Annotated in this window: 11 protein-coding genes; 4 read left to right on the top strand and 7 right to left on the bottom strand. The window is 68.8% G+C overall.

The genetic code is table 11. From position 1 onward, the window contains the following. Nucleotides 1-118: 118 nt before the first annotated feature. Nucleotides 119-1,327: a nucleoside transporter C-terminal domain-containing protein gene (locus NDR87_RS20940; protein ID WP_251914714.1), complete on the top strand. Its 1,209-nt coding sequence runs from the start codon at nt 119-121 to the stop codon at nt 1,325-1,327. A gap of 57 nt (nt 1,328-1,384) precedes the next feature. Then, nucleotides 1,385-2,200, top strand: coding sequence for an MBL fold metallo-hydrolase (locus NDR87_RS20935; protein ID WP_251914713.1), 816 nt, complete (start codon nt 1,385-1,387; stop codon nt 2,198-2,200). Nucleotides 2,201-2,263: 63 nt separating this feature from the next. Here the strand turns inward: NDR87_RS20935 and NDR87_RS20930 are convergent, their stop codons facing one another. From NDR87_RS20930 to NDR87_RS20920, 3 genes are all read right to left on the bottom strand, one after another. Continuing rightward, complete coding sequence (locus tag NDR87_RS20930; RefSeq protein WP_251914712.1) at nt 2,264-3,496, bottom strand: hypothetical protein; 1,233 nt, start codon at nt 3,494-3,496, stop codon at nt 2,264-2,266. 207 nt (nt 3,497-3,703) lie between these two features. After that, entirely contained in the window at nt 3,704-4,054 is a 351-nt protein-coding gene (locus tag NDR87_RS20925) for a hypothetical protein (RefSeq protein ID WP_251914711.1), read from the bottom strand. A 99-nt stretch (nt 4,055-4,153) separates the two neighbouring features. Then, nucleotides 4,154-4,699, bottom strand: coding sequence for a hypothetical protein (locus NDR87_RS20920; RefSeq protein ID WP_251914710.1), 546 nt, complete (start codon nt 4,697-4,699; stop codon nt 4,154-4,156). A gap of 67 nt (nt 4,700-4,766) precedes the next feature. Between NDR87_RS20920 and NDR87_RS20915 the strand changes: the two genes are divergently transcribed. Together NDR87_RS20915 and NDR87_RS20910 are read left to right on the top strand one after the other, a co-directional pair. Next, nucleotides 4,767-5,336, top strand: a complete 570-nt coding sequence (locus NDR87_RS20915; RefSeq protein WP_251914709.1) for a TetR/AcrR family transcriptional regulator — start codon at nt 4,767-4,769, stop codon at nt 5,334-5,336. Between the two features lie 10 nt (nt 5,337-5,346). Further along, the gene (locus NDR87_RS20910; RefSeq protein WP_251914708.1) at nt 5,347-7,596 is read left to right on the top strand and encodes a M20/M25/M40 family metallo-hydrolase; all 2,250 of its coding nucleotides are present in this window, start codon (nt 5,347-5,349) and stop codon (nt 7,594-7,596) included. A 10-nt stretch (nt 7,597-7,606) separates the two neighbouring features. On the opposite strand, the gene NDR87_RS20905 is transcribed toward NDR87_RS20910, so the two are convergent. From NDR87_RS20905 to NDR87_RS20890, 4 genes are read right to left on the bottom strand one after another with little or no spacing between them, the layout of a single operon-like run. Next, nucleotides 7,607-9,094: a carboxylesterase/lipase family protein gene (locus tag NDR87_RS20905; protein ID WP_251914707.1), complete on the bottom strand. Its 1,488-nt coding sequence runs from the start codon at nt 9,092-9,094 to the stop codon at nt 7,607-7,609. A gap of 13 nt (nt 9,095-9,107) precedes the next feature. Next, nucleotides 9,108-11,039, bottom strand: a complete 1,932-nt coding sequence (locus tag NDR87_RS20900) for an acetoacetate--CoA ligase (RefSeq protein ID WP_251914706.1) — start codon at nt 11,037-11,039, stop codon at nt 9,108-9,110. After that, nucleotides 11,036-11,782, bottom strand: a complete 747-nt coding sequence (locus tag NDR87_RS20895; protein WP_251914705.1) for a 3-hydroxybutyrate dehydrogenase — start codon at nt 11,780-11,782, stop codon at nt 11,036-11,038. Before NDR87_RS20895 ends, NDR87_RS20900 begins: the two co-directional genes overlap by 4 nt. Beyond that, complete coding sequence (locus tag NDR87_RS20890; protein WP_286013818.1) at nt 11,779-13,161, bottom strand: MFS transporter; 1,383 nt, start codon at nt 13,159-13,161, stop codon at nt 11,779-11,781. The genes NDR87_RS20895 and NDR87_RS20890 overlap by 4 nt, the downstream gene beginning before the upstream one ends. Nucleotides 13,162-13,197 lie beyond the last annotated feature (36 nt).

The raw sequence follows: 13,197 nt of genomic DNA, 5'->3' as shown, positions 1-13,197 counted from the left end.
CGCCACATCCGAATTACATCGCGCACCGAATCGGGTTGACGGCCCGCTTTTGCCGGAAAAATTTTGCCTGCCAGGTAACCTTCCCGCCAATGATCTTCATGAATGGTCGGAGGTACGTGTGCACTATGTGATCGGGGTCGTCGGGCTGCTGGTGTTCCTGCTGCTCGCCTGGCTGCCCAGCGCCGATCGCCGGGCCGCGGGCGGCAAGCTCGGGCGCGTGGTGATCTTGCTCGTGGTGCAGTTCGCGCTCGGCTTCCTGCTGTTGCGGACCGGGGCGGGCACCGCGGTGATCCGGGTCATCCGCGACGGCTTCCAGCACATCCTCGACTACGCGGCGCAGGGCACCGCCTTCGTCTTCGGCGACGTGGCGAAGTACGGGCAGACCCCGGCCTTCCTGTTCTCGGTACTGATGCCGATCGTGTTCGTCTCCGCGCTGATCGGCATCCTGCAGCACATCCGGCTGCTGCCGCTGATCATCAAATATCTCGGCCTGGCCCTGTCCTGGATCAGCGGTTTCGGCAAGGTGGAGTCGTTCAACGCGGTCGCCTCGGCGATCCTCGGGCAGTCCGAGGTCTTCATCTCGCTGCGCGGCATGCTGGATCGCATTCCGCCGCAACGGATGTACACGCTGGCGGCCTCGGCCATGTCAACGGTCTCCGCATCCATCCTGGGCGCCTATATGCAGCTCATCGACGCCAAATTCGTCATCACCGCGATCGTGCTGAATCTGCTGGGCGTCTTCGCGGTCACCGCGCTCATCAACCCCTACCCCGTGGATCCGCTGGAGGACGCCGAACTGCTCGAGGCCGAATCCGCCGAGGCGCGCCAATCGCGGTCGTTCTTCGAGATGCTCACCGACTACATCCTGGTCGGCTTCAAGGTGGCGTTCACCGTGGCGGCCATGCTCATCGGCTTCATCGCGCTGCTGGCGATGATCAACGGCATCTTCGCGGCGCTGTTCAACGGCACGACGTTCCAGGACGTGATGGGCCATGTCTTCGCCCCGCTGGCCTGGCTCACCGGCATCCCGTGGCACGAGGCCGCCGACGCCGGACGGTACATGGGTACCAAGCTGGTATCGAACGAGATCGTCGCCATGCAGGAGCTGCATCAGGAGCAGGGGGCGCTGTCGGGGCGCGCGCAGGCGATCGTGTCCACCTACCTGGTGTCGTTCGCCAACTTCTCCAGCATCGCGATCATCATCGGCGCGGTGCGCAGCCTCAACGAGCGGCAGGGTCTCGTCACCGCCGGATACGGTCTGCGCCTGCTGTATTCGGCCACGCTGGTGAGCTTCATCAGCGCCACGATCGTGGGTCTGCTGAGCTGATCGGGAATGCGGCCGGGACACCTGTCGTAGAACAAGATGGGTGTGCCGGACGGGAGGATGACTATGAAGATCTGCGCCACCTGCGGCGTCGAGCACTCCGACGCCGCCGAGATCTGCCGCATCTGCGCCGACGAGCGGCAGTGGATGCCCTCGGACGGCCAGCACTGGACCACCCTGGCCGAGCTGGCGAGCTCGGGACACGCGTTCGCCGTGCGCGAGCTGGAGCCGGATCTGTTCGGGCTGACCGTGGAACCCGCCTTCGCCATCGGCCAGCGCTCACACCTGATCCGCACCCCGGCCGGGAATGTGCTGTGGGATCTGGTCGGCTATGTCGACGACGAGGTGATCGCGCGCATCCGCGAACTCGGCGAGGTCGTGGCGATCGTGCCCAGCCATCCGCACCATTTCGGGGCGCAGGTGGAGTGGAGCCGGGCGCTGGGCGGGGTGCCGGTGCTGGTGGCCGAGGCCGATTTGGAGTGGATCGCGCGGCCCGACCCGGTGATTCGATCGTGGAAGGGCCGGATCGACCTGCTGCCCGGGGTCACGGTGCGTCAGGTCGGCGGGCACTTCCCGGGCAGCGCCGTCCTGCACTGGGCGGCGGGCGCGGCGGGCAGGGGCGTGCTGTTCAGCGCGGATACCATCCACGGCAATCCGGATCTGACCTCGGTGACCTTCATGCGCAGCTACCCCAATCGCATCCCGCTGTCGGCCGCGGTGGTCGAGCGCATCGTCGCATCGGTCGAGGAGTTCGAATTCGACCGGCTCTACGACAATGTCGGCAAGATCATCGGCCCGGACGCCCGCGCGATCATCCGGCGCTCGGCCGACCGCTATATCGGTTGGATTCGCGGCGATTTCGACCATCTGACCTGATCGGAGCCCGAAACGGGCTCGGGCCCCCGGCATTTCGCCGGGGGCCCGAGCGCTGACGTCTCCTCAGTCGTCGTCTCCGGCTCCGTTGGTCGCCGTGGCGCGCTGCTGCTTCTTGGCGCGGGCGCGGCGGCGTTCGGCGCGCAGTTCGGCGAGCTCCTGCTCGAGGGTCTCGGCGATGCGGAACTGGCCGGTGTCATAGAGATTCATCGAATCGGTGTCCGCCTCGGACTCGGACCGATCCTTGGCCTTCTTACCGTTGCCGTTGGTCTTCGGCACGTCCTTCAGATCCGACATCCAGCTCTTGGCCGACGAATTGTCCGATGCGGGCTTCGATTTCGGCAGCCAGATATCCGGGTCGCCGGGATCGACGGTCTCCGCGTCGCGCACGTCCGCGTCGGCCTTCGCCCCGGCCGTCTCGGCGGGTGCGGTCGGCAGCGCGGGCAGCGGGGGCTGCGCGCGGGTGTCGGGCGCGGCCTGGCGGATGAAGCTGACGAAGGTCGGCAGCGTGCGCCGGATCTGCTCGGCCGGGTCGGGAATGTCCTTGACCTCCGCGGTGGCACGGGCGATGGCCTGGCCGTACCGGTTGCTGGCCGAATCGTGCACCAGCAGCGCCACGCCGACCATGACCGGTGCGACCGCGTGCACACCCACGTCGTACCAGTTGCCGTCGCGTAGGTACGGGTAGGTGTTCAAGATCACCGTAAGCGCCAGCAGCGCCAGTTCGGCGACGATGATCTGCCTGCGGCTGTCCAGGATTCCCCACTCGGCGACCTTGTTGGTGCCGATCATGATGATGACCAGACAGACGCTGATCATGCCCTCGAGCAGATAGCTGAACCAGTACAGTGGATCGGTCGGGCCGCCGGGCGCGATGTTGTGCTGGACGTTGACCGCCGACCACAGCATGCCGGCCACCACGACGCCCGCGAGGGCGCGCTGCGACCAGGCCCGATGCCGATACAGCGAGGCCAGCTTGGCATGCGGGCTGGACTCGCGCCGCTGCGCGGCGATCGCCTTGCGGGCCATCAGGAGATCTCGCATGTCGGCCTTCGCGATCTCTTCGGATGTCTGCCTTGCGCGGTCGGACGCGGAGGCCGCGGCCTGCACGTTCTTCCAGCGTTGTTCGCGTTCCTGTTCGCGAATCCGTTCGGCGAGTTCGCGTTCGGCCTTGAGCTCGTCTTCCGACAGCGCCTCGGTGAGCGCCGGGTCGAACTGGAACGCCATGCGACCACGGGCCTTCTCGACCCGCCTCGCCAGCTGCGTGACCTCGTCTCCCATAGGGTTTTCGATGGTCACCTCGACCACCGCCCGGTGAGATGCGGTGGCACACACGTGATCACGGGTGGAAACGACACAGGACATTAATAGTCGATTCGACCCGCAAGCGAAACTGTAGATTTGCCGAAATGCGTGTCGCGTCGGCGTGGCGTGCACGACACGCCGGCTGCGGCAACTCTAAATCGGCTGACCAGCAGGACAATTCGCCGGTTTTGCGACTTTCGGCTAAGCGGCCGCGGCCGAGACCAGTCTGCGCCGCACCGATTCCGGATCGGCCACGTCCACCACGAGCCGGGTGAAGTCGGATCCGGACAAATCGATGCGGACCGCGCGGCCGTCGAACAGGGTGTCCCAGAACTCCTTGCGCCCCTTGCCGCGGAAGGTGCCCGCGGCGATCACACCCGGGAAGAAGGTGCCGGGGGTCCGCAGCCACGGCGGACGCCGATCGACCTCGGCGGGCGCCACGGCGGTGACCTCGGACAGATCGAAGCTGAGCTGCTCGCGCAGCCCCAGGAACCGATGCGCGCCGAGTACGTGCACCGTCACGGTGGTCCCGGAGACCTCGAATTCGACCATCGTCCACACCTCACTACCGCCGAGAACGCGTACTCGATCAACAGTGCCGAGCGACCCTGGCCGCAGCCTGTGCCGTTCCTATGATTTCTCGCTGAGTTTTCACAGGTTGGCCTCGGCCCGCTCCGCTCGCGGCATGATCGTGTAGCTGAACGAGACCACGAAGTCGATGATCAGCACCACGGTCCACGGCCACATCACCCGCAGCAGCGGCGCGGCCCGATCGACATCGCCGACCAGCAGCGTGAACACGCCCAGCACACCGGCCGCGATGAGATACGCCGCCAGGTGGCGCACCCATTGGCGACGCTCGTGGGCGGCGTGGGCGCGTCCGGCCCGGGGCGGCCGCACCGGTTCCGGCCCACCGGCGAACCGGTGGGCGAAGCGCCGATCGGCCCAGGTGATCATCCGATGCCCGAAGGCGATCGAGATGCCCAGGTAGATGGCGGCCAGGCCGTGCGTGAACGAGGCGTGCCCACCCCCGCGCAGATCGATCACCGCCGCCGCCAGCAGCACCACGTCCACCAGGGGAACACTCACCAGCAGGGCCGCGCTCAGCGCGCGGGCCCGCGTCAGATAGCGCATGGCCAGCCCGGCCAGCAGCAGCACCCAGAAGCCGATCTCACACCCGATGATCAGGGCGATCATATGCCCACCTTCTTTTTAATACGACTGTGTTTAAACCAAACTAACACGAGTGTGCGAAAATAACCGCATGCCCAAGATCGTCGACCACGACGCCCGCCGCCGCGAGCTCGCCGAGGCGGTGTGGCGGGTCATCGCCCGCGACGGCGTCGATGCGGTGTCCATCCGGGCCGTCGCGGCCGCGGCCGGGTGGTCCACCGGAGCGCTGCGGTACTACTTCACGACCCGCGCCGAACTGCTGGCCTTCGCCTGCGAGCAGGTCATCGACCGGGTCACCGAGCGCATCGAGGGGATGGACCGGATCGACAACGTCCCCGAGTGGGTGCGGGCGGTGCTGCGCGAGACCATGCCGCTGGACGAGCGGCGTCATATCGAGGCCTCGATCGCGTTCTCGTTCGTGGCGCTGGGTCTGGCCGATCCGGAACTGGCGCGGGTGCAGCGGCGGCAGTTCACCTCCATGCGCGCGCTGTGCGAGCGGGTGGTCGAACTGCTGACCGGCCCCGACGCCGACCGTGAACGCCTCGCGGCGCGGCTGCACGCCCTGGTCGACGGCCTCAGTCTGCAGGGACTGGCGGGTTTCAGCACCCCCGAGCAGATGGGCGCCGAACTCGACGCCTACCTCGACGACATCACCGAATAGGATCTTCACCATGCGGCCAGGCCCACGGCTCTCCGGATTCCTCGCATTCACAATCCTTCTCGCGGTCGCGATCGGGACGGCCTGGGCCTTACAGCCGCACGGGCACCGACCGGAGTCCGCGCCGCGCGAGGTGTTCAGCGCCGCTCGCGCGCTGCGGGTGGTGGAAGCCATTGCCGCCCGGCCGCATCCGGTCGGGACGGCCGAACACGACCGGGTCCGCGACCATCTCGTCGCCGAGCTGCGAAAGCTGGGACTGGACACCGAGATTCGCTCGGGCGTGGGCACGTATCCGAGCGTCATCCAGCGGGAGGTGCTCGGCGTCGGCCGGGTCGACAATATCGTCGCCCGCATTCCCGGCACCGCGTCCACGGGCACGGTCTACCTTGCCGCGCACTACGATTCGGTGCCCTCGGGACCGGGCGCGAACGACGACGGTGTGGGTGTCGCGACCGTGCTGGAGGCGGTGCGCGCGCTGCGCGAGAGCGGACGAACCCTGCACAACGACGTCGTGGTGCTGCTCACCGACGGTGAGGAGATCGGCCTGCTCGGGGCCGAGGCGTTCGTCACCGCGGGCGGCTACGACCGGGCGGGCGTGGTGATCAATCACGAGGCGCGCGGAGCGGGCGGCCCACCGCTGCTGTGGCGCGTCAGCCATCCCGACGGTCCGCTGATCGACGCCGTCGCCGCCGCGCCGCATCCGAATACCGATTCGCTGTCGACCACCCTGGCCGGGGCCGGGACCGGGAGCAATACCGATTTCGCCGCGCTGGAACCGGGCGGGCTGCGGGTGCTGGACTGGGCCTATACCGGGCGAAGCGCCTACTACCACAACGTCTTCGACGATCCGGCCCATGTGGACCCGGCGACCGTGCAGCAGCTGGGCGCCAACACCCTGGCCCTGATCGGCGAGTTCGGCGACCGAGACCTGGCCGCGGGCGGCGGCGGCGACCGGGCGTACTTCCAGCTGCCGTTCGGGATGCTGGTGGTGCTGCCGGTCTGGGTGATGGCGGCGCTCGCGATCGTCGCCGTCATCGCCACGGGCTGGACGATTTTCCAGGTCCGCCGCAGCGGAGAGACCACCCTGGCTCGGGTCTTCGGCTCGGCCGCGACGGCTCTCGTCACCGTCCCGCTCGCGATGGCCGCGTGCTACGGGCTGTGGGAGGCGGTGCTGGTGGTCCGCCCGGAGTACCGCCCGCTGTTCGTCGACCCGTATCGGCCGCAGCTGTACTACGCGGCCGCGCTCGTGCTCTGCGCCGCCGTCACGGTGGCGTGGTACGCGCTGGCGCGCAGGCTGTTCGGCGCGACCGCCGCCGCGGTCGGGGCGCTGACCGGTGTGGTGCTGGCAGCCGCGCTGGCCGCGGCGCTCGCCCCGGCAGCGTCCCAGCTGCTGGTGATTCCCGCGGTCGCGGCGGCCCTGGGCGTGGCGCTCACCTTCGTGACTCCGACGCCGTGGCGGCTGCCGCTGCTGACCGTATCCCTGGTCCCCGCGGCGGTTTTCGCGGGCGCCAATATCTGGCCGATGCTGCAGGCCGGAATCGCGGGCGCACCCTTCGTGGTCGCCCCCGTAGTGGTGTTACTCGGCGCGCCGATCCTGACGACGCTCACCCACGCCTGGCCCCGCCGCCGCACCGCGCTGATCCCCCTGACCGGACTGGTCCTCACGATCGCGCTCGCCGCCGCCGGTACCGCCGTCGACCGCTTCGACGAGCACCACCCGCAGACGATCCAACTGGCCTACGCCCTGGACGCCGACCGCGGTGCCGCCCAGTGGATCTCCCGTACCCCACCCGACCGCTTCACCGACCCCCTCGTCCACCCCGGCCCCCTCGATCCCGCACTGACCACCCTGTGGCCCACCGCGACCGCCAACGGCCCCGCCCCCGCCGAGCGACTCACACCACCGACCGCCGAAATCCTCTCCGACACCACCGATTCCGGGAATCGGACCGTACGCCTGCGGCTGACCTCCCGACGCGGAGCCACCAGCATCGGCCTCTACTACGACACCCCGCCCACCGCCCTGCGCGCCGCGGGCCGCGACCTGACCCCCGTCCCCACCAAGGGCTTCCAATTCTCCGCTCCCCCACCCCAGGGCCTCGAGGTCGAAATCACCGCCCCCGCCGGCCCCCTCACCCTCCGCGTGGCCGACCACAGCTGGCTACTCGACTGCGACCTCCCCCCACTCCGAAACCGCCCCGCCGACATCTTCTTCCGCCAGGACAGCACCTGCGTGGTCCTCACCTCCGTCCGCGGGCTGTAGCGCGGCGGGCTCAGGCGGTGCGGCGGGCCGCGCGCAGGGCCGCCAGTTCGTCGGCGCGTGGGTTGTCGGCGTCGGTGGACGCGGGGAAATCGAAGATGTGGACGGTGTGGGTAGGGGCGGTGTAGCGGGGCCACCCCGGGGTGCCTTCGGTGGCGAAGCGGACCCAGGCGGCGTGGGTTTCGTCGGCCAGCGGCTGGGGTGGGGTGGGGCCGGTGAGGGTGTGGGCGGCGGCAATTTGGTCGAAGACGAAGGGGACTTCGATGACATGGCAGGCTCGGAGGCCGGGAATTGCCGAGGGCCAGGCGAATTCGTAGGCGTAGGCGGGGGTCGCGGCCGGGGCTTCGGCCAGGCGGGTCACGTCGTCGCGAAAGACCGCGTCGGTGACGACGGCGGCGAACAGGTCGGCCGCGGTGGCGTCGGGGCGGTTGGCGCGGTAGACGTCGAGGACCGCGGGGTGCAGGCCGAAGCGGGGCAGGATCACCGGCAGGCTGTCGTCGGTGACGGCGGCCGCGACTCCGGTGGGGACGGTGAAGAAGCGCCACTCGTCGGCCGTCCAGCCGACCAGCAGCGGGACCCGATCCGGCTGGGCGGCAACGACATCCACGGGACGGCCGGTGAGCAGCTCACCGTCGATCACCGGATAGAAGCTGAGCGTGCCCAGGCCGTTGCGTACCACCGACGCACCCCAGCGCTCGGGATCCGGTTTCATCATGAGCTTCAGCGCGATCGAGTTCTGGCCTGTCAGCAGCTCTTGCGCGCTCAGTCGACCGAACGCCTCGGCGGTGAACTCGATGCCGAGCCGCTGCGCCAGCGCCCCGCCGAGCCGCCGCGCGTCCACGGCATCACAGACCGCGGAACCATTGCCGCTCTGCACGATCGCCCGCGCGAACAACCCGCGCGCGGCCGGTGCGGCGAGCAGGTTCACCACGCTCATCCCGCCCGCCGACTCACCGAAGACCGTCACATTGTCCGGGTCCCCACCGAAGGCCGCGATGTTCTCCCGCACCCAACCCAGCGCGAAGATCTGGTCGTGCAGACCGCGATTGAGTGGCGCGCCCGGCACCGCGGCGAAACCCGCCGCACCGAGCCGATAGTTGATCGACACCACCACCACGCCATCGCGCGCGAAGGCCGTGCCGTCGTAGATCGCCCGCGCATTGGAGCCGCGGGTGAACGCCCCGCCGTGGATCCACACCATCACCGGCAACCCCGACCCACCCGGATCGGGCGTCCACACATTCACATTCAGATACTCGTCGCCGGGAATGCCGTCGCTGCCGATCAGCGCGTGGATGGGCGGCGGATAGGGCGCCTGCACACAGGTCGGCCCGTGCGCGTTCGCCTCGCGCACCCCGTCCCATTCCGGAGCGGGTCGCGGCAGCTCCCACCGCGCCGGGCCCACCGGGGCGGCCGCATAGGGGATGCCGAGAAAGACACCCACCCCATCCCGGACGAACCCACGGACCTTGCCACTCGTGACCGACACGATCGGTTCCATGCTCACTCCTCGATTATGCGGGGCGGCGCGCGGCGTACCAGTCGAGCAGTTCGGGATCGTCCACCGCGCCGCGCGCCACCACGGTCGCCGGATCGGCGCCCTGCAGCAGGCGTTTGATCGGCACCTCCAGCCGTTTGCCGGTGCGGGTGTGCGGAATTCCGGGCGCCGCGATGATCTCGTCGGGCACATGGCGCGGCGAGACCTGCGCCCGGATGGCCTCGGCAATGCGGTCCCGCAATTGCGCATCGAGTTCGACACCGTCGGCGAGCACGACGAACATCGGCATCCAGTACCCGCCGTCGGGCTGCTCGACGCCGACCACCAGCGCCTCGGCGATCTCGGGGAGCTGTTCCACCGCCTGATGAATATCGGCCGATCCCATCCGGATGCCGTGCCGGTTCAGCGTGGCGTCGGAGCGGCCGTGCACGACGATGCTCCCGCGCTCGGTGACCGTGATCCAGTCCCCGTGCCGCCAGATCCCGGGAAACATCTCGAAATACGCGGCGCGATATCGGCTTCCGTCCGGATCGTTCCAGAACCGCACCGGCATGGACGGCATCGGCCGGGTGATCACCAGTTCGCCCACCGCACCCCGCACGCCGTGCCCCGACTCGTCGAATGCCTCGACGGCGGCGCCCAGATACGGCACGGACAGCTCTCCCGGCCACACCGGCGCCGTCGGCGCGGCGCCCGCGAAGGCCGACACCACATCGGTACCACCGCTGATCGAGGCGACCTGAACGCGCTCACCCACATTGTCGGCCAACCACAGCGACGACGCGGCCGGCAGCGTCGATCCGGTGATGCCGACCGTCCGCAATCGGCTCAAATCGAACTCCTTGCGCGGCACAGTATTCGCCTTGATACAGCCCAGCACATACCCCGGGCTGGTCCCCAGCACAGTGGTTCCGGTGCGAGCCGCCAGTTCCCACAGCGCGTCCGGCCGCGGCCAGCCCGGACTGCCGTCGTAGCAGACGATGGTCGCCCCGGCCAGCAGGCCCGCGATCTGGAAGTTCCACATCATCCAGCTCGGGCTGGTGTACCAGAAGAACGTATCCGGCGGTCCGATATCCAACTGCAGCGCAACGGCTTTCAGATGCTCCAGCAGCACTCCGCCGTGCCCGTGCACGATGCCCTTGGGCAGCCCGGTGGTTCCGGAGGAGAACAGCACCCACAGCGGATGGTCGAAAACCACCGGCACACCGGTCGGCACACCGCCGCCCGCACTGGCCGTCTCCCAGGAGATGGCATCGGCGACCTCGGCACTGACCCGCGACACCACGACGGTGGCCCGCAGGCCCGGCAATCCGGCGCGCAGGGCCGCGATATCGCCACACCTGCCGTGCGTGCGCCCGCCGTAGCGGTAGCCGTCCGCGGTCACCAGCACCACCGGATCCAGCTGCCCCAGCCGATCCAGCGCCGCCCGCGCCGAATAGTCCTGCCCGCAGGCACTCCACACCGCACCCAGGCTCGCGGTGGCGAGGAAGGCGATCACCGCCTCCGGGATGTTCGGCAGATATCCCACCACCCGATCCCCCGGCCGCACCCCGAGTTCCCGCAGGGTCCGCGCGAAGGCGGCAACACGCCCGAGCAACTCCGTCCAGGACAGCTCGCCGAGGCCGCCGTCTTCGCTCGCGTACAGCACCGCGGGCCGGTCCGCGCGCGCCCGGCTCACCACCCGATCCACATAGTTCAGCCGCGCGTCGGGAAACCATTGCGCCCCGGGCATTTCGGCGCTCGCCAGCACCGGCCCCGGGATCGGGCCGAAGCCGAAGTACTCCCACAGCGCACCCCAGAATCCGGCCGAATCCGTGATCGACCACCGCCAGAGCTGATGGTAATCCGCGAATTCGCGCCCGGTCCGCGCCGTCACCGCCGCCGTGAAGGACGTCAGCTGCGCGTCGGCGATATCCTCGGCCGTGGGCTCCCATTGCGGTCGCGTCATCGGGCCGTCCAACCGCCGTCCATCACGTACGAGGCGCCGGTCACCATCGCGGCGGGCTCGGACACCAGCCAGCCGACCAGCGCCGCAACCTCTTCCGGCTCGATGAGCCGCTTGATGGCACTCTCGGTCAGCAGCACCTTCTCCACCACCTCCCGTTCGGGAATGCCGTGCGTGCGGGCCTGATCGGCGATCTGGCTGTCCACCAGCGGCGTTCGCACATAGCCCGGATTGACGCAGTTGCTGGTGACCCCATGCGGGGCGCCCTCGAGGGCGGTCACCTTCGAAAGCCCCTCCAGCGCATGCTTGGCCGTCACATACGCGACCTTGTACTGCGAGGCGCGCAGGCCGTGCACCGAGGAGATGTTGACGATCCGGCCGTATCCCCGCTCGTACATATGCGGTAGCGCCGCGCGCACCAGTAGGAACGGGGCCTCCACCATCAGCGCGAGCATGGTGCGGAACTGCTCCGGCGCGAAGGACTCGATCGGCGAAACGCTCTGCACCCCGGCGTTGTTCACCAGAATGTCGGCCTTGAGCCGCAACCCCTCCAGCGCCTCGACGTCGAGCAGATCCACCGCCCACGCCGTCGCGCCGATCTCCTCGGCCAGCGCCTTGGCGGCGACCTCGTCGATATCGGCCACGGTCACCGCCGCGCCCCGAGCGGCCAGTTCCCGGGCGCACGCCGCCCCGATACCGCTCGCCCCGCCGGTCACCAGCGCCGAACGTCCGGACAGTGCACTCACCGCGCGTTCACCTCCACCTGCTCCTCCCGCGCGCGCTCATCCGCGCGGTCCACCGAATCCAGTTCCAGCCCACGGGTTTCGCGGGCGAATGCGACCGCGATCGCGGTGACCACCGCGGCCGCGGCCAGGTACCACGCGATGGGCACCGACGACCCGTACGATTCCAGCAGCCGCACCGCGATGATCGGCGCCAGCGATCCGGCCACGATCGAGGTCACCTGATAGCCCAGTGACACACCGGAATACCGCATCCGGGTCGGGAACATCTCGGCCATGATGGCGGGCTGCGGCGCGTACATGAAGGCGTGGAACACCAGGCCGACGATGATCGCGAGCAGGATCACCACATTGTTGCGGCTGTCCATCATGGGGAAGGCGAAGAAGCCCCAGGACGCGGCCGCCACTGTGCCGACGAGATAGACCGGCCGCCGCCCGATGCGATCACTCAGCCGCCCGACCAGCGGAATCACCAGGAAGTGCACCGCATGCGCGATCAGCAGCCACCACAGGATGGACTTGGTGTCCATCTTCACGTGCACCTTCAGATAGGTGATGGAGAAGGTGACCACCAGGTAGTACATGATGTTCTCGGCGAACCGCAGCCCCATGGCGGTGAAAACCCCACGCGGATAACGCTTCAGCACCTCCACGACGCTGAACGAGGTCGCCGCGACCTGCTCGGCCTCGCGCTGGGCCGCGACGAAGATCGGCGCGTCGGTGACCTTGGTCCGCACGTAGTACCCCACCAGCACGACCACCGCCGAGAGCCAGAACGCCACGCGCCAGCCCCAACTCAGGAACGCCGCCTCCGGCAGCGTGGAGGTCAGCACCAGCAGCACCATGGTGGCGAGCAGATTGCCCATCGGCACCCCGGCCTGCGGCCAACTCGCCCAGAACGCCCGTCGTCGCGCGGGACTGTGCTCGGCCACCAGCAGCACCGCCCCGCCCCACTCGCCGCCGACGGCGAAGCCCTGGATGAAGCGCAGGATCACCAGCAGCGTCGGCGCCAAGTAGCCGACCTGCTGGAAGGTCGGCAGGCAGCCCATCAAAAACGTTGCGGCACCGACCAATACGAGACTGAACTGCAGCAGCTTCTTGCGGCCGTACTTGTCGCCGAAGTGCCCGAACACCACCCCACCCAGCGGGCGCGCGGCGAAGCCGACCGCATAGGTGACGAACGCGGCGAGAATCGCGTCCAGATCGCTGGATCCCTTGGCGAAGAACACCTTGCTGAACACCAGGGTGGCGGCGGTGCCGTAGAGGAAGAATTCGTACCACTCGACGACCGTCCCGGCCATGGAGGCCGCCACGACCCTGCGCAGGCCGCTCGGCACCCCCTCGGCAGCGCGATCGGTCGGCGGTACTGCACTGGACGCCATGGAAACTGCTCCTTTACGACCTCGGCCACATCGTCA

Origin of the sequence: Nocardia sp. CDC159 (assembly GCF_023740735.1) — a bacterium.
Lineage (GTDB): Bacteria > Actinomycetota > Actinomycetes > Mycobacteriales > Mycobacteriaceae > Nocardia > Nocardia pulmonis.
Note: the sequence above shows the minus strand (reverse complement) of the source record. Positions and strands in the feature narration are given on the sequence as shown.